Raw genomic sequence first — 21,074 nt, 5'->3', positions numbered from 1 at the left:
GCTTTCTCAAAAACCCTGATTACTGGGGCCACAGGTCCCAGACTTCCTTGGGATGCATTTTCTTGACCTCGGCCAGCTCGTTACTGTCGAGGTGGCGATCGAGCACCTTCAAAACGGCTTTCAGGGTTTGCTCGGCGTCCACATCACCGTCGATGGTCTGCTCGAAGGCCTCCAGGTATTGCTCCCTGTCCCGCCACTTGTGCGGCGTTTCCGCAGGCTTCCAGCCTTCGAAGAACAGTCCCCGCGCAAGGATCGGTAACTGGGCGGCAAAATCGGCAGCTTCGTTGACCGTAATGCGGTCTCTGAGGGTTTGCAGCACGGCTTTCAGTCGCGCCCATGCCTCCTCTTCACTGATGGCGTCCAGCTCAGCCGAGATGTCCTTGAGCCAGGTGTTTATGGTCTTTACGTTCTGATCAACGATGTCGATGCTGGATTGCATCAAGGCCTCCTTCTCGCGAACGAATGTATGAATGCCTACCACCGTCCCTGAGGTCATATACTGTGGTTTCAAGACGAGCAAGCGCGCGGTAAGCAAGCTCGGATGATTTACTCAGTGACTGGAGAACAACAATGACGGCTTATGTAATCGGAAACATCACCGTGAAGAACCCCGAAAAATGGGCAGAATACCGCAGCGAGGTGCCTGCAACGCTGGTACCCTGGGGTGCGGAACTGGTACTCCGGGGTAAACAGGCGAAGGTACTGAGCGGGGACTACCGGCACACCGATACGGTGGTTATCCGTTTCCCGGATGCGAAATCCGTTGCGGGATGGCACAACTCCCCGGCCTATCAGGCACTGGTTCCGTTGCGTAAAGAAGCGGCGGATGTGGATCTGGTGAGTTTTGAGGGCGATGGATAGGCTGGCCAAAGACAACATCGAATGCGCCCTCAACCTGGATCAGTCGTTGACCCAAAGGACTCCGTGACGGAACCCTCAACTGGCTGATAAACAGAAAGATCAACTGGTTCGGGCCACCGTCATTTGGTAGTTTAAGAAGCGTCCAGGAGGACAATGTCTCCAAGCAAGCAAAAGGAATTGGATCATGGATCACAGTGAACGTGAGTACGTCTCTGCTGCCATCAACTTTTTCTGGGGCGATGGCACCGCCTCACCAGAATCTGTCAATGAGCGATCCGCTGAGGTCGTCTACATCGCAGTCTCCGAATCGCAATCCTGCTCCGCCTCCATGGACCTGGTGCCCAGACCTAGTGGTGGCAAGCCCGGTATCTCCTACATCGTCAAGCAGGTTGCAGGCATTGGTAAGAATATTGTCTCCGGTAATGAAGAGACTTATCGCATCTGCAAGCTTCAAGTCAGCCAGAACTTCCGCTCTGAGATCCACATGGCCCTGAAGGGGATTTGATATGTTCAGGCTTATTCTGATCGCCACTGCTTTCGCTCTCTCCTTTGCCGTCAAAGCAGATAGTCGCATCGAACTTGTTTACTCGGATTTAAAATTCAACATCCCGGCTGGCTTTACGCTTGTTGGTGATATTGGTGACAGCCTGAAACTTCTGGCCTTCCGATATGGTGATGAGCCTGGCAAGCGGTTCCTGGCATTCGCCGATATGACGCACGATCAAACGTTGGATTACGGCTGCACACCAGGCACATTCTTCAGAGCTGTCTTCTTTCCGACAGCTTCAAACCAGTGCGATCAAGCGTTGCTAAAAGCGATGCAGGAAAACTTTGTCACTGGCCGAAAGGTCGCCACCTGGAGCCAGGACAGCTATTCCCTTGCCTACTCGGATCATGGGAAGAAGGCTTTTCTCTTTGTGATTGGCAAAGACGGAAAGCTACTCCGGATTGATTCCGATTTTCTCAGTGGCGAATCCCTTAAGCAGATCGCTGCTGACATCTGAAGCACGGAAAAAACAGGAGATGACTCAATGACCCAAACCGGCAGTTGCCTCTGTGGCGGCGTCAAATACGAGATTCATGGTCCCCTGACCGATGTTCTGAACTGCCATTGCACCATGTGCCGCAAACTTCATGCATCAGCTTTCCGCACCCGCGCAAAGGTAAAGTCAGCAGACTGGCACACGGTGCAAGGTGAGGCACTGCTCACCTTCTACGAGTCGTCCCCCGGCGAACACAAGGCCTTCTGCTCCAACTGCGGCTCCAGCCTTTACACGAAATTTGATGCTCATCCGGAAGTGCTTGGATTCCCCATGGGCACCCTCGACACGGATCCGGGCGTTAAGCCGCAGCGGCACGTTTACGTGGGCAACAAGGCCCCGTGGTTCGAGATTACCGACGACCTGCCCCAGTACACGGAAAATCCCTGAGGCCGGAAACCGGCGGCCTCTGAATCCTGCAAAACTGAATCAAGGAAGATTATGAAAATATCAGCGCTCCCCCTCATCGTTCTCTGTCTGTTCATGGGCTACACGTTCTGGGTCATGGCCGGTGCAGACCAATCGCTTCTGGCCTTCGGCGCCCAACTGATGTCCAGCCCCGATACCGCGCAGGTTGTTATTGATCTCTACATTCTCGCGGCATTGGCCTGCATCTGGATGTATCAGGATGCGAAGCGCCGTGGCAGAGGATGGGGTTATCTGCTTCCGTTTTTCGTGGTGACCGCCGTATTTGTGTCCGCAGGGCCGTTGCTTTATCTGGTGCTTCGGGGTGGGCGCGAGCAGGAAAAACAGAGCGACACGCCCGAGGCTGGATGACTCCAGACCCTACCCCTCCAAATCGCCTCAATCTCTTCAACGGGCAGTAAAACCGTTATGAAATCTAACTTGGTAAAGAATGAGATCGATAGGGATAACCGAATCCTCCTGGTCTACCACGATTACAGACTTTTCGGTTGGATACTGATGGTTGCTTCGCTCCTTCCATTGACGACTTTGCTTGCTATGCCCTCTCCCGCCATCTCCGTTGTATTGGTGCTGATGGGAGGCATTCCGTTGGCGGTCGGAGCCAACCTTGTATTTAAGGAGCGCCGGAGGCTTTGGAATCGCGATTCGGCCAATGCTTATCCAGGTACGCGATCTTGGGTGCTAGGCGTTTTCCCGAACAAGAAATTTCGGCCAGATGCAGAGGAACTCGCGGAATTTGCATCCACCGAATGTGACCTGCCAATCAGGGACGATCTGGCAAGGTAGAGTCGTTTAACGTTTCTCCAGTAAAAGGCACTCAGCACGTGTTCTCAACCGATATATACAAAATCCTCAACTCAGACGAGGCAGGCATTTGCTTCGACCGCCCCATCCTGCCCAATGCTCTCATTTTCGGCGTGATCGCATCGCTTGCAGTGGTTTTGATCTACTTCGTCTGGGACGACCCTTCCCTGAACGCCTGGCTCTGGTTCGGCTGTATAGCCCTGGCACTTATGATACTCGGCCTCTTGTACCTGCTGGTCCCCGACAAGCGCATAACACTGGAAGAGAACGGATCGAAATTTTTGCTGAAAGGTAAACACTGGTTAGGAAAACGAAACGGCCAATTTGCTGCCGATGGGGTGATGACCATCGTCACCGTGACGGGGGCAGAGGGCAATCGTGCGATGAATTATGTGCTGGAGGTGAGAACTTACGACGGATTGCGCTTTATGTTGGGTTTTCATGGCTATGGAAGCTTCAAAAGAGAAAAGCTCAAGATTCTGGGCCAGGTGTTGGAGGAAAAGTCCGGGGGGCGGCTAACGCTCGAGTCTTGAACCGGTGCTCGTTGTTGTCAGTGTATTAGCCGAATCACTCTACCAGAAGAGGTAAGCCCACAATGCGCGCCTTGAAGCTCATGGCTCCAAAGAATCTTAGTTTGGAGGAGTTAGCGCCGCCAAAGTCTGGCGCCGGAGAAGTTTTGGTGGACGTGGAAATCACCAGCATCGGCGGCAGTGAAATTGCCGCGTTTCAGAACCCGGGGCTCCGCCCTCTACCGAACATCATGGGGCACGGCCTATGTGGAACAGCGCCATCCGGCAACCGCGTCGCGGTTTTCCCATTATCCGGTTGTGGGAATTGCCTTTACTGTCTTCAGGACCAACCCCAACTCTGTGATGACTGGCGCCTGATTGGCGTTCAATCACCCGGAGGGTTCGCGGAACAGGTGGCGGTTCCGGAGTCTGCTCTGGTTCCCCTACCCTCAACTCTGAGCTGGGAGCAGGCCTCGTTCATCGAGCCTTTCGCCAACTCCGTCAATGCCTGGGACCGCGCGCAACCCAAACCCACGGATTCTGTGTTGGTTCTCGGCGCGGGTTCACTGGGTTTGGGGTTGGCGGCCGTAGCGCGTCATCAGGGCTGTACTTCGGTGGCTGTTTCCGATCCATCGCCGACGCGGCTCGAGGCGGCTTTGGCGCTGGGTGCCAGCGAGGTTTCGCCCGGGGTCAACACCAGGTTCGACGTTGTTTTCGATACGGTCGGCAGCGAGCAATCCCGAACGGAATGCCTTCATCGAACCCGGAAGGGAGGAAAGGTGGTTTTTCTTGGCTTTGCATCGCAGTCACTCAGTGTGGATTTCTCGCTCCTGATCCGCGAGCAGAAAACGCTGATCGGCTCGTTCGTGTTTTCCCGGGAACAGTTTATGAAAGCCATGGAGCTGGCCGGTGGATGTCGTTCGGAATGGGTCCGTAACCTCTCATTTGATGAGGTTTTCGCAGAGCTCCAAGCCTATTCAAATGGCAATTTCGAACCCGTGAAGTCAGCACTTCGCCCGCAACGCTGAGCGGTGCCGCTGTCTGCATAATTACTGCCACCATCCGCCAGACTGGCGCCTATACTGGATAGCAAACCACCAGAGAAGCGCCATGGAACCCAACTCAACAAGCCTGAGCATGACCGTACTGATGACGCCGGACAAAGCCAATTTTTCCGGCAATGTGCACGGCGGCACCCTGCTGAAGTACCTGGATGAGGTGGCCTACGCCTGCGCCAGCCGGTACGCAGGCACCTATGTGGTGACTCTGTCGGTGGATCAGGTGATGTTTCTGCAACCCATCCACGTGGGTGAGCTGGTCACCTTTCTTGCCAGCGTGAACTACACGGGCCGAACCTCCATGGAGATCGGCATCAAGGTCGTCACGGAGAACATCCGTGACAAGCTAGTGCGGCACAGCAACAGTTGCTTTTTCACCATGGTGGCGGTGGATGACAACGGCAAAGCGGTGGAGGTGCCAGAGCTGGTGCCCCGCACCGACGATCAGATCCGGCGCTTTGCCAACGGCAAGGAGCGCCGTGCGATTCGAGCTGAGCTTGAGGAACGCTACAAGGCGCTCCATCGCAAGTAACGTCTAGCTGGAAACACCTTGGTAATTTGGTAAAGGAACATATTTGTTCAAATGGATATTGTCAGATTACTGGCTCTCTCGGGCAGTCTGCGGAAAGTGTCGTACAACACAGCTGCCCTCAAGGCCCTGCAAGCTCTGGCCCCTGGCCATGTTCGCATTGAAATCGGTGAGATTGGTGGCTTGCCACTGTTCAACCCCGACAGAGAGGATGAGTCTATTCCAGCTCTGCGGGCACTGGAGTCCTCGCTGAGACAGGCCGACGGGTTGATCGTTGCCAGCCCGGAATACGCTCACGGCATCAGTGGCCCCATGAAGAATGCGCTTGACTGGCTGGTTGGTGGCATGGAATTCCCTCACAAGCCCATCATGCTGGTGAATACTTCTCCTAGAGCATCCCACGCACAAGCAGCACTGAAAGAAGTGCTTACCACCATGTCTGGCGACGTGATTGACGATGCCTACACGTCTGTACCGCTGCTCGGCAGTGGGCTTGGCACACAGAGCATTGTTGAAGACCCGGCTATCGCCGGAGCCCTGCTTGGTGGCCTCAGCACATTTTGCAGAGCCATTCACGCTCGTAGACAGGCTGCGACGGGAATAGCGCACAAAGCCAACACGGCGTGACGGGAGGCAATGCTCCCACACAAATGGTTACCAATCTCAATTTGTTTTCCCCGAATTACCGGCAATACTCAATGGAGTTGGGATGGCCTTTCAGAGGGAATGACAATGCTATTCGCAGCACAAAAGCGCCATGCGGCGCAGAACCAGATCAGCAGCCTTCAGCAGGAACGAGATGGACTCTCCCAAGACCTGCAGGCCATCCGCACCCACATCGGTTCCATTGAGTTCACTCCCGAAGGCCGAATCCTCGATGCCAATGATCTGTTTCTCTCAATCGTCGGTTACCGGCGTGAGGAGATCGTGGGCCAGCATCACCGCATGTTTTGCACCAAGGAGTACGTCCGCAGCGCCGGTTACCAGTCATTCTGGGAAACCCTCGCTGCGGGCGAGGCCCATCGTGGCACCTTTGAACGGGTAAATCGGGAGGGGCGCCGGTGCTGGTTGCAGGCATCCTACTTCCCCGTGAGGAACGATTCAGGACAGGTGGTGAAGGTGATCAAGATCGCCTCGGATGTCACTGCAGAAAAAGAAGCCCTCGCGGACCGGGAGGCCCAGATCTCTGCCCTGAATCGCTCATTGGCAGTCATTGAATTCGAACCGGACGGCACCATCCGCTCGGCCAACGAAAACTTCCTCAAAACCATGGGCTACAGCCTCGAACAAATAAGGGGTAAGCATCACCGCCTGTTCTGTGAGGAGGAGTTCTACAAGGAAAACCCCAACTTCTGGCGCCACCTTGCCGCTGGCGAATTCTTTAGCGGTCAATTCGAGCGCCGCAACAGCGCCGGCCAGAGAATCTGGGTAGAAGCCACCTACAACCCTATTTTCGATAACGAGGGTAAGGTCTACAAGGTCATCAAGTTTGCCACTGACATCACCGCGCGCCTTGAGTCGTTTCATGCCACGGCACACCTGGCCGCTGAAACCTCCGATGAGACCGCAGAGATTACCGCCAGTGCCCGACACGCTCTGGATAGTGCGGTTGACTCGTCCAATACCATTGGCGAGAAAATTGAACAGGCAGGCGGCGTCAGCGAGCGGCTCAACGATCAGTCACGAAGCATCAAAAAAATCGTGTCCACCATCGCGGATATTGCCTCCCAAACCAACCTGTTGGCCCTGAACGCTGCGATTGAGGCGGCGCGTGCCGGCGAAGCCGGTCGGGGATTCGCCGTGGTGGCCGACGAGGTTCGCAAACTGGCCTCTCGCACGGCCGAAGCCACGAACGAGATTACCGGCGTTGTGGACCAGAACTCGGGGCTGATTGAATCGATTTACGCTCAGATGAGCTCCATCCGCGAGAGCTCGAACGAGGAAAAGGAACGTATCGGCATCGTTGCAGCAGGCGTCAAGGCCCTTGAGGAGGCTGTTCTGAAGCTCACGGGCGCCGTACGTTGCATGGATCAGAAATGACAAACGACTGAATCAACCGGAACCACCGCGCGGCGGTCTAGCCCAGAAGTTTCTCCAGTTGCTCATCAATAGCCTGTCGCCCCTGCGGCCGCACCACCCGGGCAATCTCCTGCCCGTCCCGCAGGAAAACCAGCGTTGGCCAGAGCTTCACACCAAAGGTCCGCCCCAACCTGCGGCCTTTGCCATCCTCAACCTTCAGGTGCGCAACACTCGGGTGGCCGTCCATGGCGGCTTGTATATCCGCCTGTGCTCCCCGGCAGATACCGCACCAGTTGGTGCCGAATTCCACCACCATCGGGCCTTGGGTCTGATCCAACTCGTCACGGCTCAGCGTTTCAGGTGTATATTGGCTGATATACGACATGGTGTTTCCTTGTTGGTTGTCGGCTATCTTTGAGCGCCCACGTTCGAATGATACCGTTGAGTGATTTCAGTCATCCAGACTCCGGAGGGCTCATGGCAGGTGGATGGTCCCGTGATGGTGCGGTTCAGGAACAGATTGATGCAAGTGTTGAGGATGAAATCCAGCGCGCTCGCAGCCAGTTGGCCAAAGGCGAGAGCGCCAGGGAATGCGACGAGTGCGGCGCCACGATTCCCGAGGCCCGGCGCAAGGCCATTCCGGGTGTCCGGTTGTGCATTGACTGCCAGTCAGCCCATGAGAAGCAAAACGGCCGGTCAAGCGGCATTAACCGTCGTGGCAGTAAGGACAGCCAGCTTCGCTGACTCGCTGGTGCCACCCTCTTTGAGAACCGTTTAATCGTGAGAGCAAACCTGTTGGAAAAACGCGTGCCCCCGGTCGCACTGGTGCTGATCGTGGGATTGATTATGTGGCTTGTCGCGGTCTCTGCCCCTCGCGTTGATGTGGATGAAACACTTCGGCTGGCAATCGCAGGTATCCTGTTCCTGCTGGGCATTGTGTTTGCTATCTCCGGAGTAATGGCCTTCCGGGCTTCAAAAACCACCGTGGATCCTCGCAAACCCGAGGCAAGTTCTGCACTGGTCAGCTCCGGGGTGTACCGCTATTCGCGCAACCCCATGTACGTGGGTTTTGCCCTGGTGCTCGCGGCCTGGGCCGTGTTCCTTGCGTCCGCCTGGGCGCTGCTCGGCGTTCCTTTCTTTGTCGCGTATATGAACCGGTTCCAGATAGCTCCGGAGGAGCAAGCGCTCGGGGAAATCTTCGGAGAGGAATTCGCGGCCTACATGCAGCGGGTACGTCGTTGGATCTAACAACGAAGGAGGTAGACCAATGCCCTATCATCGCAACACTGAATTACCCTCCAGTGTTCGTAACAACCTGCCGGAGAAGGCTCAGGAAATCTACCGTAAGGCCTTCAATTCCGCTTGGGACGAATACGAGGACCCGGAAGACCGACGCGATAACGCCAGCCGGGAGGAAACTGCCCACAAAGTGGCCTGGGCGGCGGTGAAGAAGGAATACCACAAGGAAGGCGATCGGTGGGTGAAATCGTGAAATGATTGATCTGACAAGGCTTGCTGCCCTGAAAACCCGATGCGGTCTATTCTTACAGAAACCGCTCGAGGCCTGGTGGAATGTCATGAAACAAGCCTTGTTTCTTTTACTTTTGCTGGCGTTGTCCGGCTGTTCTACAACTCAGGCGCCAGAAAACGACACCGGTTTCGCGTCCGTCGCGAAGCTTGAGGCCTTCGCCGGCTGCTATAAAAACTGCAGCAGCCCCGCGGGCGGCTCGTCGCCGGTGTGCCTGACCTCCATCCTCTGGCCGGGACAGTTCTCGGCAGAAACCCAGCCGGAGGCGGTTGCCATTCGCAGCGGCAGTGGCTCAAGCCTGATCGCTTCGGCCATTCTGGACAACACCGTTATACAGGAATCGCGGTTCGAGGAAGGCAAACACTTTCATTTCAGGGACGGGCGCATTGAGCTGAATCGTGACTTCCTGGCCTCGGGCGCCCGGGAACCCGGCAATCCGTTTATTGGCCTCGCGACAAGCAGCACCGAACTTGGGCTGGATTCGTCTGGCCAGGGCCGCATCAGTCAGTCGACAGCCTTCGCCGGCACGGGCTTTCTCATCGTCCCCATTGCCGGTAAAACCTCGACTATTCAGAAGATTGACCGGGCGCCGTCGGATCTTTGTGCGATAGACTAAGGTCCCGTCTGGTTCCAACCATGAATGAAACAAGGACAACTCCATGAAAGGCGAATGCCTGTGTGGTGAAATTGCATTCGAGATCGAAGGCAACCTCCCTAACCTCTACCAGTGCCACTGCTCCCTGTGCAGAAAGGCAACGGGGTCAGCAGCCAATGCCGCCACTTTTGTGCCAAGCACACGCTTTCGTTGGCTTTCCGGCGAGCAGAAGATTTCGTCGTTTCAGAAGTCCACCGGCTATCGCAGCGACTTCTGCTCTGCCTGCGGCAGCCCGGTACCCAATCCGCTCAGAGACAAGGAGTTGATCTGGGTGCCTGCCGGTCTGCTCGACGAGTCGTTCGAGGCGTCGGTCACAGTGCACCTGCACCTCGGGTCGGCTGCATTATGGGAACATGATGCGGAACGGTGCCTGCGGCTGGAAGCAGGGCCAGAGAGCCTTGAAATGCTGGAAGAGGCGCTAAAGCAACCTGCGCAATAACAGGAGAGCAAAGGAATGACCAACATCACTTTGGAATCCACCCTCACCTGCCCACATTGTGGTCACCAGAAAACGGAGACCATGCCCACGGATAGCTGCCAGTACTTTTACGAGTGCGAGTCCTGCGGACGCTTGCTGAAGCCCAAGCCGGGCGACTGTTGCGTTTTCTGCTCCTATGGCACCGTGCCCTGCCCACCCATTCAACAAGGCACCGACTGTTGTGCGCCGCCAGAGTGAGACCGGAGGAAGCCGTTTTGCCTGAATTGAAAACCGTTGGGCTATTTCTCGTCACAGCACTTCCTGAAATCGTGGGCTGCTACCTGCCCTACCTGTGGCTTCGTGAAGGAAAGAGCATCTGGCTGTTGGTGCCCGGTGCCCTCAGCCTGGCCGCCTTCGCCTGGCTGCTTTCTCTGCATCCAACCGCCGCAGGGCGTGTGTATGCAGCCTACGGCGGCGTTTATATTTTTATGGCCATCCTCTGGTTATGGGCGGTAGACGGTATCCGTCCCACGATGTGGGATCTGGTTGGCTCCGGGGTGGCATTGCTCGGTATGGCAATAATCATGTTCGCGCCGCGCGCTTCCTGACTTCTCGGCAATCATCACGTTCTCGTTCCTCAACTATACTCAGCTTTGGCAGAACCCAAGGAGGATTTGAGATGAATCGGATTGCCATTGCTCTATGTTCCGCACTCATGGTAGCGCCTGTCGCCGCTATCGCAGACGCCATGAAATCTGAAGCCCCGGCCAATGCCGAGGTGTATTTCGTGCAACCCAGTGACGGCGCCACAGTAGGCCAGACCTTCAAGGTGGTCTTCGGCCTGCGCAATATGGGTGTTGCTCCCGCCGGTATCGACAAGGCCGGTACCGGCCACCACCACCTGCTGATTGATACCGATGTACCCTCTGATATGAGCCAGTCGCTTCCGGCAACCGATCAGGTGCGTCACTTTGGCGGCGGCCAGACTGAAACCGAAGTTACGCTGGCCCCGGGGAAACACACCCTGCAACTGTTACTGGGCAACCACGCCCACGTGCCCCATGAACCAGCGGTCGTCTCCAAAAAAATCACCGTGACGGTGGAGTAACGCAGAAACGCCGGTAACGGGCTGTTTTTTCGCCAATTCCATTCCCGGCCAATCGTGGTAGTCTGGGCACCATCGACTTGATGGACCAGAGGTACCACATGCGGAAAAACATTCTGATTACCGGCGCCAGCACCGGCCTTGGTGAGGGCATGGCCCGCGAATGGGCGGCAAAGGGCTGTAACCTGGCCCTGTGCGCCCGTCGAGCAGACAAACTGGAAGCCCTGCAACGGGAACTGCAACAGGCCCATCCGGGCATCCGGGTGCTGGTGCGGGGCCTGGATGTGTGCGATTACGAGCAGGTGTTCGAAGTATTTCGCGGCTTCCGCGAAGAGCTGGGCAGCCTCGACCGGGTCGTTGTGAACGCCGGTATTGGCAGCTCACAGCCGATTGGCCGGGGCCATTTCGCCGCCAACCGCAAAACCGCCGAAACCAACTTCATTGCTGCCATCGCCCAGAGTGAGGCGGCCATGGAGATTTTCCGGGAGCAGAACAGCGGCCACCTGGTATTGATGTCCTCGGTGAGCGGTGTGCGCGGATTCCGTGGTCCGCTCAATGTCTACGCCGCGACCAAAGCCGCCGTAGCCTCCCTGGCCGAGGGCCTGCAGCTCGACACCAAAGGCAAGCCGATCAACGTGAGCAACATCCTGCCCGGCTATATCCTCACCGACATCAACCGGGACACCAAGAATGCGCCTTTCAGGGTAGATCTGGAAACCGGCGTAAAAGCCCTGGTGAAAGCCATCGAATCGGAAAAACGCCGCGCCTTCGTGCCCTGGTGGCCCTGGACGCCGCTAAGCTATGTCATAAAATCCCTGCCCTTTGGCCTGTTTGCCAGGGCCATGTAACCGGTTCGGATTCTGCTCAATGTTCAAATCCCTTGCTCTGGCAGCACTGATTGCGGTGCTGCTCGCTTTCCTTGGCTTTCAGTACTACATCACCTCGGTGCCCGAACTGGTGGAACCCATCGCGGTGGAAGATGCGCGCTTTATCGAACAGGACAACAGCCTGATCGTGACCTTCCAGGGCAGCGCCGGGCACCGCTTCACCTTCGGGCTGCGGGGCGACGTTACCAACGAGCCCGAACAGACAGCCCTTTTCTTCATTCGTAACCCCGACCTGGTGCCCTACGTCTACTGGCCCGGTTTTCGGAGCAACGACGAAAAGCGGGTATTGGAGCTTCTGGAATACTGGTCTGAAAGCCACTTGCCTGCTGACCAACTGGAATCCTTCAGGCAGGCCGAACCCGATGAATTAATGCCGGACAGACTGGGCGGAGAAGCAGCCGCCTATCGTATCTATCAGGTGCTGGAGGCCCGCAACTGAGAGTCGGGCCCCGAGCACAGGCTTCTTGTAAATTCAGCTCGAGGAATCAAGATGACGCCCCCATTCAATGTCCTGACGCCAGCAGAAATTGTTTTCGGTCGCGGCAAGATGGCCGAACTGAACGAACGTGCCAGCCGACTGGGGCGTCGCGCGCTCGTGGTTCATGGTCGCAGTCCCGAACGGCTGAGCCCGGTATTTCAGTCGCTGACCGACGTTGACGTGGTCCAGACCCTGTCCATTGGCAAGGAGCCGGATCTGGATACCCTGTCTGCCGCCATCGCGTCGGGCAAAAGCCTGGGTGTTGATCTGGTTCTGGGTATAGGTGGCGGTTCGGTGATGGATTCGGCCAAGGTGCTGGCAGCCATGCTGCCAAGTCCTTCAGAGCTGATGGACCACCTGGAGGTGGTGGGCAAAGGCCTGCCGTTGCAATCCGACCGGCTGCCGCTGATCCTGGTGCCCACAACCTCCGGCACCGGTGCCGAGGTTACCCGCAACGCGGTGGTGGATATCCCCGAGGCGCAGCGTAAGGTCAGCCTCCGGGATGCCCGGCTGCTGCCGGATCTTGCCCTGGTAGACCCGGCGATGACCGACGGCTGCCCAAAGTCGGTGACCTTGCACTCGGGCCTGGATGCGGTCACCCAGGTCATTGAACCCTACCTTTCTTCCAGGGCCACACCCTTCACCGACATGTTATGTGTTGAGGCCATTCCCATGGGTTTGCGGGCCCTCAAACAGCTTATGGCGGGCGAATCCGAAGACGCCCGGGATGCCATAGCCCATGTCAGCCTGTTTGGCGGCCTGGCCCTGGCCAACTCGGGGCTGGGCGTGGTGCACGGTATTGCCGGGCCTTTAGGCGGGCTCAGTGGGGCACCCCACGGTGCCATCTGCGGCGCCCTCCTTCCGGCAGGCATTGCCGTAAATCGCGACCACGCCGAAACCGACGAGCAGCGGGCCAGGATTGATCGGGTGGTCGGGTGGATTGCCGAGGCTTTCGAGACCTCGCCGGAGCAGGCCTTGACCGTGTTCCAGAGCTGGATTGTCAAAAACGGCCTGGCCGGCCTGGCAACCCTTGGCGTGACCGAAGAACAGGTGGTTGCGGCGGCGGACGCAGCGGCCAGCTCATCGTCCATGAGGGCCAATCCGGTGGTGCTGGCTCGGGATGCCGTCGAGGGCGTGATACGCCAATCGATGGGCTAGGAAAAAACGCAAACAAGGAAAGAAAAAAATGGTTGGAGAAGCGGGTCCAACGACTCCTCCAACCAGCGCCACGGCCGTGGCGACTTTCTTTGAACCGGTTAACGCACCTTGGAAAGGAACTTCTGTGTCAGCGGGTTCTGGGGATCAGTGATCACCTGCCTGGCTTCGCCGATCTCGGCAATCACGCCCTGGTGGAAGTATGCCACCCGGTCGGAAACGTCTCGTGCGAAACCCATTTCGTGGGTCACACAGATCATGGTCATGCCGTCTTCGGCCAGCATGCGCAGGGTGTCGAGCACCTCGCCCACCAGTTCCGGGTCCAGTGCCGAGGTCACCTCATCCAGAAGCATATAATCCGGCCTCATGGCCATGGCCCGGGCGATGGCCAGGCGCTGCTGCTGGCCACCAGACATCTTGGTCGGGTACACGTCGAGCTTGTCGCCAAGACCAACATGCTCAAGCTCCTTCTTGGCGATCTCCATCGCCTCTTCCTTGCTCATCTTCTTGACGATCCGGGGCGCCAGCGCTGCATTTTCCAACACAGTCATGTGTGGAAAAGAGTTCCACTGCTGGAAAACCATACCCAGCTTCTGGCGCAACTTGTCCTTGTTGGTGTCCCTGGCGTGGACATCCACGTCGTCAACCAGGATCTTGCCGCTGTTGATGGTTTCAATGGCGTTGATGCAGTACAGCAGGGTGGATTTGCCGCTACCCGAGCCCCCGATAACGCTCACCACCTCGCCCTTCTGCACATCCAGGCTGACGCCTTTCAGGACTTCAAGATCGCCAAAGGATTTGTGGACATTCTGGACGCTGATCATATTGCCATTTTCCTCTCGACATACCGGCCGTAGTGGGACAGCGGGTACGAAATAATGAAGTAGAAGATACCAACGCCGATGAGTATTTCGAGCGGCTGCTGGGTTCTTGAAATCAGTTGCTCCGAGGTGCGCAGCAGTTCCATGTAGCCGATCACTGACACCAGGGCCGAATCCTTGATCACGCTCAGGGAGACGCCCAGCCAGGACGGGAACACCGCGCGCAGGCCGATGGGCAGCCGGATGTGATAGATGGTCTGCCATTTGGTCATGCCCAGGGAGCGGGCCGCTATCTGCATGGACGGGCTCACGCTCTCGAAGCCGCCGCGGAATACCTCGCTCATGAAGGCCATGGTGTACAGCGACAGCACGATGGACCCCGCCACGAACGGCGCCAGTGGGCTGCCGGCGGCACCCATGAAGGTGGAAAACAGAATGAGCTGGATGATCAGCGGCACACTCCGGAGCACGTCCAGTACGCCGCCAAAAAGCATGTTGACCCAGCGGTTACTCTCAGCCCGGGCAAAACCCACGATCAGGCCGAGCACGGTACCCACAACGATGGCCAGCACCGAGATGATGATCGTGTTCCAGACACCGGTCAGGATCAGGCCGCTATCGCTCCAGGACAGGGGTGTGAATAAAGATCCCATCAGATTTCCCCCTTGAAGAGTCTGCGCGCCAGAAGCGATGAACCGAACAGCACCAGCTTGGTAATGATGAAGTACATAACTGCCGCCACAATGAAGAATTCAAGGGTACGGAAGCTCAATGACTGCAACCGCTGGGTGGTGCCAGACAGTTCGCTCATACCCACCAGGATGCCCAGCGAGCTCATCAGGATCGACCACACGAACTGGTTGGTCATGGGGTGATAGATACGCCGCAGCATCTGCGGAAGGATAATGTGCCAGTAGGCCTGAAAGCTGGTCATGCCCAGCGACTTGGACGCGCTGTACTGGGTGCTTGGAATCGACTGGAACCCGCCACGGAAGGTTTCCGTGAGATAACCAGCATTGATGAAGACCAGCGCACTGAGCACCGCCGCATAGGGGCTCAGGTGGATACCAAAGGCCCCCAGACCAAAATAGGCCATGTAGATCTGAAACAGTGCCGGCGTGTTCCGGGCAATTTCAACCCACACCGTCGCGACCTGGCTGAAGAACTTGGTGTTATTCATTTTGGCAATCGCCAGGAGGATGGCGATGACAATGCCCAGAAGCATGGCCAGAACGGAAACGTGCAGGGTAACGAAGGCGCCGTTCAGCAACTGGGGCATGTTCTGGAACACAACGTTCCAGTGAAATTCGTAGTCCATACCTTTGCCATTTTATGAATGGAAGGAAAGTTGATCACCAGGCCGCCAGGGCGGCACTGGCATCAATATCTCGGGGCGACCGCCCGATCGGCGGCCGCCCTTTCGCCCATTGCTTACTTGTTGTCTCTCAGGGTCTTGATCAGATCGGCAGGTACGTCTGTGCCAAAGTGCTTGTTGTAGGCTTCGTTCATGTTGCCATCACGAATCTGGCGCACCAGGAACAGGTTCAGGTAGTTGATCCAGGCCACCTCATCACGCTTGGCGATGATGCCAACAACGTCGTCGTAGTTGGGCACGTAGGGGCCGGCCACGAAGTCATCGAATTCTTCACTGCGCAGTTTGGTGGCAATGTTGGTGTTGGTGGAGATGATGGCATCTACCTTGCCCTGGTACAGGCCGAGATAGGCATCATTCTCGGACTTGAAGGAGGTGTAGTTGTCTTTACCCCAGCCCTGCTGCTCTGCGTAGGCCAGGTACTCGGTTTCGTAAGTGGTGCCGAGCGCGGCGCCTACCTTCAGGTTCTTCAGGTCGTCGAAAGACTGGATGTTCTTGTCTTCGTGAGCAATCACCTGGAATTTGAACACGAAGTACGGATAGGTGAAACCAACGGTCTTGGCGCGTTCGAGAGTGTCTGAGGTGGAGCCGATTACGACGTCAGTCTTGCCGGAAACCAGAGAGGGAATCCGCTCACCCCAGGTGAGGTTAAGTACGTTCACGTCCACCCCAAGCGCCTCGCCCAGGTCGTTGCAGTAATCCACATCGAACCCTGCGGGGTTGTTGTTCTCGTCAAAATAGCCCATGGGTGGGAAATCAAGAACCACGCCACAGTTCAGCGTGCCACGCTGAATCACGGTATCCAGCTGGTCGGCTGTTGCGTTGATTGGAGCGGCTGCAGCACAAGCGAATACCAGCGGTGCAAGTTTGCGAATCATAGTGTTTCTCTCTTTTTCTTTTGTGGGCGAAAGGATTCTGACCGATATGCCTACACATCACGCGCTATGTGCAAAAAGCATACGTATAAATGCTACCCCAGAAGTTTTAGTAAAATGTCTTGAAATAGGCAAATGCGTAGTGAATTTTCCTAAATTTTGCCATTACAAAACGATTTCACGAACCAAAACGGCGAATTCCAGTCAGTAAGGTCAAAAAAATATTGCATTAATCATATAAATTCCCGATTTCCCTGCGTTTTCCAATACCTGCGTGGCAGGCCGCAATCCTGGCCCTAAAACTAACCTTCCCGAAGTAAAACGGCGGGATTGAGGCGCATGGCCTTGAGGGTTGGCAACAGCCCACCCAGCAGGGCCAGAGCACTGACCGCACCCGCAACAAGCATGCCCAGCCACCACAGATCGGCGGCGGGCAGTTTCAGCAGCTGATCCGCCAGCGGCAATGCAATCAGGGCGCCCAGGCCAGTGGCGAACACCGTGGCCAGAAGGGTCAGCAAACAGGTCTCCAGCAGCAGGGAGGTCCGGATGGCCTCGTGCCGGACACCCAGGCAGTGCAGAAGGTTGGCCTCGTATAGCTGTCGTCGCCGGCTCACGCTCACCACACTGGAAAGTACCAGCAGACTGGCCAACAGGCTCACAGACGCCACTGCGGCCAGTCCTGCTGCCGCCTTGTTCAGGAGATTTCCGGCTGTCGCCAACCAGTCGGCTGTGCGGAGCGTGATGACATTCGGCAGGTTTTGCGCAAGCCAGCGCTGGGATTGCTTCGCCGCCTCGTCACTCTGATAAACCGCGCCCACGTACAGGCTGATGAGTCCGTCCAGGGCGCCGTTCTGCAGAACGCCCTCAAACCAGAAGCGCGTCTGCAGCCCCTTTTGCCGGTAAATGGCGCGAATTTCCGCGGTAATGGTCTTGTCCTGGGCGGAAAACGTCACTTGGTCGCCAATCCCGAGGCCAAGCTGGTAAGCCTCCCGGTCTTCCATGGCCATGAACGCCGGCTGTCCGCGTGGCGCGGGTTCGGTCCACCAGCTGCCCTCCACCAGCTCAAGGCCCTCCGGATTTCCCGACAGGTAACTGAGCTTGTATTCATCCCCCATGGCCTCGCGCCGGGCATCGGCGTCATCGGCCAGTACCCGGGCAATGGGTTGCTGGTTGATGGTCGACAGTCGCGACCGCACCAGCGGTAACAGCTCGGTCTGGCTGGTACTATCCAGTTGCGTAAGGCCTGCCCGCAGCGGTTGCCGCTGATCCGGGAACACCTCGTACAGAATCAGTGCAGGCGCCTGCTCGGGTATGGTGGTCTCCAGCGCGCGCAACAGCGTGGTCACCATCAGGGTGCAGGCCACAACAAGAGTCAGGGCTGTGCCCAGTGACAGCAGCGTGGCCCGCAGGGGCGAGTCGGGCCGGTGCAGGTTCGCCAGGGCAAGCCTGCGGGTAAACTTCCGGTCAGCAAAGCCTGCCGTTTCGAGGGCCTTCGCCCCTTTTCGCAATGCCTTGATCAGGCCCTCCAGCAGAGCCCAGAGAACCATCACTGCCAACAGAAACAGAAACCCCAGATGCGGTGAAGGCAACCACACCAGTGTGGCCGCGATGTAAAGCGCCAGCAGGCCGTAACTCGCCCGTCGCCAGCTACGGGGCTCGTTGGGTGCCGCCTCCACCTGGCCCCGGAACAGACCTGCCGGCGGCGCCGCCAGCGCTCGCGCCAGGGCCGGCAGTGCAAACACGTAGGCCGTCAGCACGGCGAACAGCCAGCTTAACAGCAAGGGTATAACCCAGAGCGAGAGTACGTTTGTCGCACCCGCCGAACCGCCTGCGGTGAACGCATCGCCAGCCAGGTGGAGCGCCGCGGACGACAGCCCCAGCCCGATTCCGCCGCCAATCAGACCGGCCAGCGTGCCCAGAATGCCAATCTGCAACAGGTAAATACACACCAACGGCTTCCGGCGCAGGCCCAGAGTCTGCAGAGTGGCGATGGTGCCCAGTTTTTCGTCGAGATAGGCATGAATGCTGTTGGCCACGCCCAGCCCGCCGATGAAGAGAGTGGTGAAGGCAATCAGTATGAGCGCAGTGGCAATCTGGTCCAGTCGTTCCGAAATCCGCTCGCTACGCTCGGCAAAAGTGGTTATCTCCCAGCGGGCATCAGGAAAGGCCTGCTCAAAGGCCTGTAGCCAGTCCTCGAGGTTGCGGTTGGTCTGTACCCGGTACTCGTAATCCACCCGGCTGCCAGGACGAATCAGGCCGGTGGCGCCTACCGCTTCGCTGGCAATGATGACGGGCAGGCCCCGCCAGTTGGCGTTCAGGCTTCGGTCGGGTTGTGCCTGAATCAGCCCCGTGATGCGAAAGCTCGCAGCGCCAATCTGGATGTCGTCGCCAACGCCCTGCCCCAGGCGCTCGGCCAGCAGTGGGTCGATCAAGGCGCCCCACTGCCCGTTGCTTTTCGCGGTCAGCTGTTGCCGCGACTGGTTCGGGCTCAGCGCCAGCTCACCGTAAAGCGGATAGGCATCGTCTGGCACCAGAATTTCCGCACGGAAAAAGCCGTTGCCGTCGCTGCCGGAGACAATTGTGTCGAATTCCCGTACCAGAGAGAGACGGCCCGTGGCCTCAATCCAGTCCTCCACCTCCGGAGGGAGCGCTTCGCTGGCTTCCAGTTCCACGTCGCCGCCGAGCAGGGCCCGTGTATCCGCCAGCAGGCTCTGCTCAATCACGCGGTAGAGGCTGGCGGTGGCCGCCACCAGGGTAACGCCAAGAATCAGGCAGGCCAGAAACACCCTGAGCGCCGAGATACGCGAGCGCAGATCAGCGATGGCAAATCGGAGCATCCAGGCCGGTTTGCGGGAGGTTCTAGGCTTCATGTAGACACCCACCGTCCATGCGCACCCGGTGCTGGCAACGCTCGGCTACCCGTTCATCGTGGGTCACCAGCACCAACGTGGATTGGCTGTCCTTGTGCAGATCAAACAGCAGTGACAGTACTTTCTCGCCGGTCTCCCGGTCCAGATTCCCGGTGGGTTCGTCACCAAGCAGCAGGCTCGGCTTGTGTACCAGTGCTCTGGCGATGGCGACACGCTGTTGCTCCCCGCCCGACAGCTGGCTCGGGTAATGCTGCAGCCGATGGCTCAGCCCCACGGCTTCGAGCATGGCGAGCGCCTGTTCGCGTGGGCGCTCCGCGCCGGCTATCTCAAGCGGCAGGCTCACATTGCCGAGGGCCGTCAGGCCCGGCAGCAGATGGAAAGACTGGAAGATAATGCCCAGATGTTCGCTACGCCAGTCCGCCAATGCGTTGGCGTCCATGTCACCCAGGCGCTGATCGCCGACCACGATTTCACCGCTGGTTGGGCGTTGCAGCCCCGAAAGCAACAGCAGGAGCGAGGTTTTACCACTGCCGGAGGGACCGGTAATCGCCAGCGTGTCCCCTGGCGGTACGGTGAGCGAAGCCTTGTTGAGCACCGCGACCTTGCCGGATTCGGTCGGGTACTCCAGAAAAATGTCGTTCATTTGTACGCGGGTGGACACGGTCGTTCCTTCTGTCTGTGTGTTTCCGGTAAGGCCTGAACTAAACTACGAGCCTTTTCCGCAAGTGGTGCAAATTGAGCCTATGAACATTCCGATAGTTCATCACCCGGATTACAGCTTCCCGTTCCCGGAGAGGCACCGCTTTCCCATGGAAAAGTTCCGGCTGCTTGCTGACTACGCGCGCTCCAGAGGCCTGTTGACCCGAACCAACGGTTTTCGGCCAGCCCCCTGCCGGCAAGCCTGGCTGACGCAGACCCACTGCCCGGACTACCTCACCCGGTTTGCGGGTGGCGCGCTCTCGGCAAGGGAGCAGCGTCAAATGAACCTGCCATGGAGCACAGGCCTGGTGCGGCGGACCTTTCTGGCACCGTCCGGTACCGTGCTGACAGCGCAGCTGGCGCTGCAACATGGCATTGCCTGCCACCTGGCCGGTGGCACCCATCACGCGCATTATGATCATGCTGCGGGCTTCTGCATCCTCAACGACCTGGCCGTCGCTGCCAACGTGCTGTTGCAGCAGGACGGCATCGAGCGACTGCTGATCTTCGACGTTGATGTACATCAAGGCGATGGTACCGCGGCTCTTCTGGCTAACGAACCGAGGGCGTTTACCTGCTCCATTCACTGCGAGCGTAACTACCCGTTCGTGAAAAGTGAGAGTGACCTGGATATCAGTTTGCCGGACGGCCTGGAAGATGATGCCTACCTGGAGGTGGTATCCGACACCTTGCAGCAAGCGTTGGCGTTATCCCGACCGGACATTGTGCTCTACGACGCGGGTGTGGATGTTTTCGGGGGCGACCCCCTGGGTCGCCTGAACATTTCAGAGGCAGGCATTCTCCAGCGAGACAGGCTGGTGCTCGGTGAACTCAAACACCGAGCAATTCCAGTGGCTACGGTTATCGGCGGTGGTTACGACGACGACAGGGCAAGGCTTGCCAAGCGCCACGGCATTGTCGTTGAAGCTGCCTGTCAGTTGTTCGGAGGCGGTTAACGGATTGCG

Annotated in this window: 30 protein-coding genes; 22 read left to right on the top strand and 8 right to left on the bottom strand. The window is 57.8% G+C overall.

Features of this window, described 5'->3' with window-relative positions:
- Positions 1-19 precede the first annotated feature (19 nt).
- Entirely contained in the window at positions 20-439 is a 420-nt protein-coding gene (locus tag BM344_RS00545; protein ID WP_167363196.1) for a DUF2267 domain-containing protein, read from the bottom strand.
- Between the two features lie 131 nt (positions 440-570).
- Here BM344_RS00545 and BM344_RS00540 point away from each other — a divergent pair, with 131 nt between their 5' ends.
- The 10 genes from BM344_RS00540 to BM344_RS17730 all read left to right on the top strand — a co-directional run bounded on the left by BM344_RS00540 (position 571) and on the right by BM344_RS17730 (position 7,267).
- Entirely contained in the window at positions 571-861 is a 291-nt protein-coding gene (locus BM344_RS00540; protein ID WP_091984753.1) for a DUF1330 domain-containing protein, read from the top strand.
- Between the two features lie 184 nt (positions 862-1,045).
- Positions 1,046-1,366: a hypothetical protein gene (locus BM344_RS00535; RefSeq protein ID WP_091984750.1), complete on the top strand. Its 321-nt coding sequence runs from the start codon at positions 1,046-1,048 to the stop codon at positions 1,364-1,366.
- Between the two features lies 1 nt (position 1,367).
- On the top strand, positions 1,368-1,865 hold the full coding sequence (locus tag BM344_RS00530) for a hypothetical protein (RefSeq protein WP_091984747.1): 498 nt from the start codon (positions 1,368-1,370) through the stop codon (positions 1,863-1,865).
- A 27-nt stretch (positions 1,866-1,892) separates the two neighbouring features.
- Positions 1,893-2,291, top strand: coding sequence for a GFA family protein (locus BM344_RS00525; RefSeq protein ID WP_091984744.1), 399 nt, complete (start codon positions 1,893-1,895; stop codon positions 2,289-2,291).
- 51 nt (positions 2,292-2,342) lie between these two features.
- The gene (locus tag BM344_RS00520; RefSeq protein ID WP_091984741.1) at positions 2,343-2,678 is read left to right on the top strand and encodes a DUF2834 domain-containing protein; all 336 of its coding nucleotides are present in this window, start codon (positions 2,343-2,345) and stop codon (positions 2,676-2,678) included.
- A gap of 473 nt (positions 2,679-3,151) precedes the next feature.
- Positions 3,152-3,664 carry a hypothetical protein gene (locus BM344_RS00510; protein ID WP_091984735.1) on the top strand — a complete coding sequence of 171 codons (513 nt, stop codon included), beginning with the start codon at positions 3,152-3,154 and terminating at the stop codon, positions 3,662-3,664.
- Between the two features lie 62 nt (positions 3,665-3,726).
- Positions 3,727-4,668 carry a zinc-dependent alcohol dehydrogenase gene (locus BM344_RS00505; protein ID WP_091984733.1) on the top strand — a complete coding sequence of 314 codons (942 nt, stop codon included), beginning with the start codon at positions 3,727-3,729 and terminating at the stop codon, positions 4,666-4,668.
- Positions 4,669-4,750: 82 nt separating this feature from the next.
- Positions 4,751-5,230: an acyl-CoA thioesterase gene (locus BM344_RS00500; protein ID WP_091984731.1), complete on the top strand. Its 480-nt coding sequence runs from the start codon at positions 4,751-4,753 to the stop codon at positions 5,228-5,230.
- A 51-nt stretch (positions 5,231-5,281) separates the two neighbouring features.
- Positions 5,282-5,854 carry an NADPH-dependent FMN reductase gene (locus tag BM344_RS00495; RefSeq protein WP_091984728.1) on the top strand — a complete coding sequence of 191 codons (573 nt, stop codon included), beginning with the start codon at positions 5,282-5,284 and terminating at the stop codon, positions 5,852-5,854.
- A 105-nt stretch (positions 5,855-5,959) separates the two neighbouring features.
- On the top strand, positions 5,960-7,267 hold the full coding sequence (locus BM344_RS17730; protein WP_091984725.1) for a methyl-accepting chemotaxis protein: 1,308 nt from the start codon (positions 5,960-5,962) through the stop codon (positions 7,265-7,267).
- Between the two features lie 37 nt (positions 7,268-7,304).
- On the opposite strand, the gene BM344_RS00485 is transcribed toward BM344_RS17730, so the two are convergent.
- The gene (locus BM344_RS00485; protein ID WP_091984723.1) at positions 7,305-7,631 is read right to left on the bottom strand and encodes a thioredoxin family protein; all 327 of its coding nucleotides are present in this window, start codon (positions 7,629-7,631) and stop codon (positions 7,305-7,307) included.
- Between the two features lie 92 nt (positions 7,632-7,723).
- Here BM344_RS00485 and BM344_RS00480 point away from each other — a divergent pair, with 92 nt between their 5' ends.
- The 11 genes from BM344_RS00480 (at position 7,724) to BM344_RS00430 (ending at position 13,475) form a co-directional block, all read left to right on the top strand.
- Positions 7,724-7,990, top strand: a complete 267-nt coding sequence (locus tag BM344_RS00480) for a DksA/TraR family C4-type zinc finger protein (protein WP_091984720.1) — start codon at positions 7,724-7,726, stop codon at positions 7,988-7,990.
- A 63-nt stretch (positions 7,991-8,053) separates the two neighbouring features.
- Positions 8,054-8,494: a methyltransferase family protein gene (locus tag BM344_RS00475; RefSeq protein ID WP_228143511.1), complete on the top strand. Its 441-nt coding sequence runs from the start codon at positions 8,054-8,056 to the stop codon at positions 8,492-8,494.
- 19 nt (positions 8,495-8,513) lie between these two features.
- Positions 8,514-8,738: a ChaB family protein gene (locus BM344_RS00470; RefSeq protein WP_091984718.1), complete on the top strand. Its 225-nt coding sequence runs from the start codon at positions 8,514-8,516 to the stop codon at positions 8,736-8,738.
- 85 nt (positions 8,739-8,823) lie between these two features.
- Positions 8,824-9,390, top strand: a complete 567-nt coding sequence (locus BM344_RS00465) for a hypothetical protein (protein ID WP_139229612.1) — start codon at positions 8,824-8,826, stop codon at positions 9,388-9,390.
- A gap of 43 nt (positions 9,391-9,433) precedes the next feature.
- Positions 9,434-9,868, top strand: coding sequence for a GFA family protein (locus BM344_RS00460; protein WP_091984711.1), 435 nt, complete (start codon positions 9,434-9,436; stop codon positions 9,866-9,868).
- Between the two features lie 15 nt (positions 9,869-9,883).
- Positions 9,884-10,105 carry a GDCCVxC domain-containing (seleno)protein gene (locus BM344_RS17620; protein WP_091984708.1) on the top strand — a complete coding sequence of 74 codons (222 nt, stop codon included), beginning with the start codon at positions 9,884-9,886 and terminating at the stop codon, positions 10,103-10,105.
- Between the two features lie 17 nt (positions 10,106-10,122).
- Positions 10,123-10,455 carry a YnfA family protein gene (locus tag BM344_RS00450; protein WP_091984705.1) on the top strand — a complete coding sequence of 111 codons (333 nt, stop codon included), beginning with the start codon at positions 10,123-10,125 and terminating at the stop codon, positions 10,453-10,455.
- A gap of 71 nt (positions 10,456-10,526) precedes the next feature.
- Positions 10,527-10,955, top strand: coding sequence for a DUF4399 domain-containing protein (locus BM344_RS00445; protein WP_091984702.1), 429 nt, complete (start codon positions 10,527-10,529; stop codon positions 10,953-10,955).
- A gap of 98 nt (positions 10,956-11,053) precedes the next feature.
- A complete protein-coding gene (locus BM344_RS00440) occupies positions 11,054-11,800 on the top strand; it encodes an SDR family oxidoreductase (RefSeq protein ID WP_091984701.1) in 747 nt (248 codons plus the stop codon).
- 19 nt (positions 11,801-11,819) lie between these two features.
- Positions 11,820-12,278: a hypothetical protein gene (locus BM344_RS00435; RefSeq protein WP_091984698.1), complete on the top strand. Its 459-nt coding sequence runs from the start codon at positions 11,820-11,822 to the stop codon at positions 12,276-12,278.
- Positions 12,279-12,329: 51 nt separating this feature from the next.
- Positions 12,330-13,475 carry an iron-containing alcohol dehydrogenase gene (locus tag BM344_RS00430; RefSeq protein WP_091984696.1) on the top strand — a complete coding sequence of 382 codons (1,146 nt, stop codon included), beginning with the start codon at positions 12,330-12,332 and terminating at the stop codon, positions 13,473-13,475.
- 98 nt (positions 13,476-13,573) lie between these two features.
- Here the strand turns inward: BM344_RS00430 and BM344_RS00425 are convergent, their stop codons facing one another.
- The 6 genes from BM344_RS00425 to BM344_RS00400 form a co-directional block, all read right to left on the bottom strand.
- Positions 13,574-14,296: an amino acid ABC transporter ATP-binding protein gene (locus BM344_RS00425; protein ID WP_091984693.1), complete on the bottom strand. Its 723-nt coding sequence runs from the start codon at positions 14,294-14,296 to the stop codon at positions 13,574-13,576.
- Positions 14,293-14,946: an amino acid ABC transporter permease gene (locus BM344_RS00420; protein ID WP_091984691.1), complete on the bottom strand. Its 654-nt coding sequence runs from the start codon at positions 14,944-14,946 to the stop codon at positions 14,293-14,295. The genes BM344_RS00425 and BM344_RS00420 overlap by 4 nt, the downstream gene beginning before the upstream one ends.
- Positions 14,946-15,611, bottom strand: coding sequence for an amino acid ABC transporter permease (locus BM344_RS00415; RefSeq protein ID WP_091984688.1), 666 nt, complete (start codon positions 15,609-15,611; stop codon positions 14,946-14,948). The genes BM344_RS00420 and BM344_RS00415 overlap by 1 nt, the downstream gene beginning before the upstream one ends.
- Before the next feature lie 113 nt (positions 15,612-15,724).
- Positions 15,725-16,543 carry a transporter substrate-binding domain-containing protein gene (locus tag BM344_RS00410; RefSeq protein WP_091984685.1) on the bottom strand — a complete coding sequence of 273 codons (819 nt, stop codon included), beginning with the start codon at positions 16,541-16,543 and terminating at the stop codon, positions 15,725-15,727.
- 299 nt (positions 16,544-16,842) lie between these two features.
- Entirely contained in the window at positions 16,843-19,410 is a 2,568-nt protein-coding gene (locus BM344_RS00405) for an ABC transporter permease (RefSeq protein ID WP_167363195.1), read from the bottom strand.
- Positions 19,400-20,053: an ABC transporter ATP-binding protein gene (locus BM344_RS00400; protein WP_091984682.1), complete on the bottom strand. Its 654-nt coding sequence runs from the start codon at positions 20,051-20,053 to the stop codon at positions 19,400-19,402. The genes BM344_RS00405 and BM344_RS00400 overlap by 11 nt, the downstream gene beginning before the upstream one ends.
- 100 nt (positions 20,054-20,153) lie before the next feature.
- Between BM344_RS00400 and BM344_RS00395 the strand changes: the two genes are divergently transcribed.
- A complete protein-coding gene (locus BM344_RS00395) occupies positions 20,154-21,065 on the top strand; it encodes a histone deacetylase family protein (RefSeq protein WP_091984679.1) in 912 nt (303 codons plus the stop codon).
- Positions 21,066-21,074: the final 9 nt, after the last annotated feature.

Source organism: Marinobacter gudaonensis (assembly GCF_900115175.1).
GTDB lineage: Bacteria > Pseudomonadota > Gammaproteobacteria > Pseudomonadales > Oleiphilaceae > Marinobacter > Marinobacter gudaonensis.
The sequence above is the reverse complement of the archived record's forward strand: the minus strand, read 5'-3'. Positions and strand labels throughout refer to the sequence as shown.

Excerpts from the sequence above, each read along its gene's own strand:
- BM344_RS00545 (WP_167363196.1), bottom strand. The coding sequence starts at position 439 with ATGCAATCCAGCATCGACATCGTTGATCAGAACGTAAAGACCATAAAC.
- BM344_RS00540 (WP_091984753.1), top strand. The coding sequence starts at position 571 with ATGACGGCTTATGTAATCGGAAACATCACCGTGAAGAACCCCGAAAAA.
- BM344_RS00535 (WP_091984750.1), top strand. The coding sequence starts at position 1,046 with ATGGATCACAGTGAACGTGAGTACGTCTCTGCTGCCATCAACTTTTTC.
- BM344_RS00530 (WP_091984747.1), top strand. The coding sequence starts at position 1,368 with ATGTTCAGGCTTATTCTGATCGCCACTGCTTTCGCTCTCTCCTTTGCC.
- BM344_RS00525 (WP_091984744.1), top strand. The coding sequence starts at position 1,893 with ATGACCCAAACCGGCAGTTGCCTCTGTGGCGGCGTCAAATACGAGATT.
- BM344_RS00520 (WP_091984741.1), top strand. The coding sequence starts at position 2,343 with ATGAAAATATCAGCGCTCCCCCTCATCGTTCTCTGTCTGTTCATGGGC.
- BM344_RS00505 (WP_091984733.1), top strand. The coding sequence starts at position 3,727 with ATGCGCGCCTTGAAGCTCATGGCTCCAAAGAATCTTAGTTTGGAGGAG.
- BM344_RS00500 (WP_091984731.1), top strand. The coding sequence starts at position 4,751 with ATGGAACCCAACTCAACAAGCCTGAGCATGACCGTACTGATGACGCCG.
- BM344_RS00495 (WP_091984728.1), top strand. The coding sequence starts at position 5,282 with ATGGATATTGTCAGATTACTGGCTCTCTCGGGCAGTCTGCGGAAAGTG.
- BM344_RS17730 (WP_091984725.1), top strand. The coding sequence starts at position 5,960 with ATGCTATTCGCAGCACAAAAGCGCCATGCGGCGCAGAACCAGATCAGC.
- BM344_RS00485 (WP_091984723.1), bottom strand. The coding sequence starts at position 7,631 with ATGTCGTATATCAGCCAATATACACCTGAAACGCTGAGCCGTGACGAG.
- BM344_RS00480 (WP_091984720.1), top strand. The coding sequence starts at position 7,724 with ATGGCAGGTGGATGGTCCCGTGATGGTGCGGTTCAGGAACAGATTGAT.
- BM344_RS00470 (WP_091984718.1), top strand. The coding sequence starts at position 8,514 with ATGCCCTATCATCGCAACACTGAATTACCCTCCAGTGTTCGTAACAAC.
- BM344_RS00465 (WP_139229612.1), top strand. The coding sequence starts at position 8,824 with ATGAAACAAGCCTTGTTTCTTTTACTTTTGCTGGCGTTGTCCGGCTGT.
- BM344_RS00460 (WP_091984711.1), top strand. The coding sequence starts at position 9,434 with ATGAAAGGCGAATGCCTGTGTGGTGAAATTGCATTCGAGATCGAAGGC.
- BM344_RS17620 (WP_091984708.1), top strand. The coding sequence starts at position 9,884 with ATGACCAACATCACTTTGGAATCCACCCTCACCTGCCCACATTGTGGT.
- BM344_RS00445 (WP_091984702.1), top strand. The coding sequence starts at position 10,527 with ATGAATCGGATTGCCATTGCTCTATGTTCCGCACTCATGGTAGCGCCT.
- BM344_RS00440 (WP_091984701.1), top strand. The coding sequence starts at position 11,054 with ATGCGGAAAAACATTCTGATTACCGGCGCCAGCACCGGCCTTGGTGAG.
- BM344_RS00435 (WP_091984698.1), top strand. The coding sequence starts at position 11,820 with ATGTTCAAATCCCTTGCTCTGGCAGCACTGATTGCGGTGCTGCTCGCT.
- BM344_RS00430 (WP_091984696.1), top strand. The coding sequence starts at position 12,330 with ATGACGCCCCCATTCAATGTCCTGACGCCAGCAGAAATTGTTTTCGGT.
- BM344_RS00425 (WP_091984693.1), bottom strand. The coding sequence starts at position 14,296 with ATGATCAGCGTCCAGAATGTCCACAAATCCTTTGGCGATCTTGAAGTC.
- BM344_RS00420 (WP_091984691.1), bottom strand. The coding sequence starts at position 14,946 with ATGGGATCTTTATTCACACCCCTGTCCTGGAGCGATAGCGGCCTGATC.
- BM344_RS00415 (WP_091984688.1), bottom strand. The coding sequence starts at position 15,611 with ATGGACTACGAATTTCACTGGAACGTTGTGTTCCAGAACATGCCCCAG.
- BM344_RS00410 (WP_091984685.1), bottom strand. The coding sequence starts at position 16,543 with ATGATTCGCAAACTTGCACCGCTGGTATTCGCTTGTGCTGCAGCCGCT.
- BM344_RS00405 (WP_167363195.1), bottom strand. The coding sequence starts at position 19,410 with ATGAAGCCTAGAACCTCCCGCAAACCGGCCTGGATGCTCCGATTTGCC.
- BM344_RS00400 (WP_091984682.1), bottom strand. The coding sequence starts at position 20,053 with ATGAACGACATTTTTCTGGAGTACCCGACCGAATCCGGCAAGGTCGCG.
- BM344_RS00395 (WP_091984679.1), top strand. The coding sequence starts at position 20,154 with ATGAACATTCCGATAGTTCATCACCCGGATTACAGCTTCCCGTTCCCG.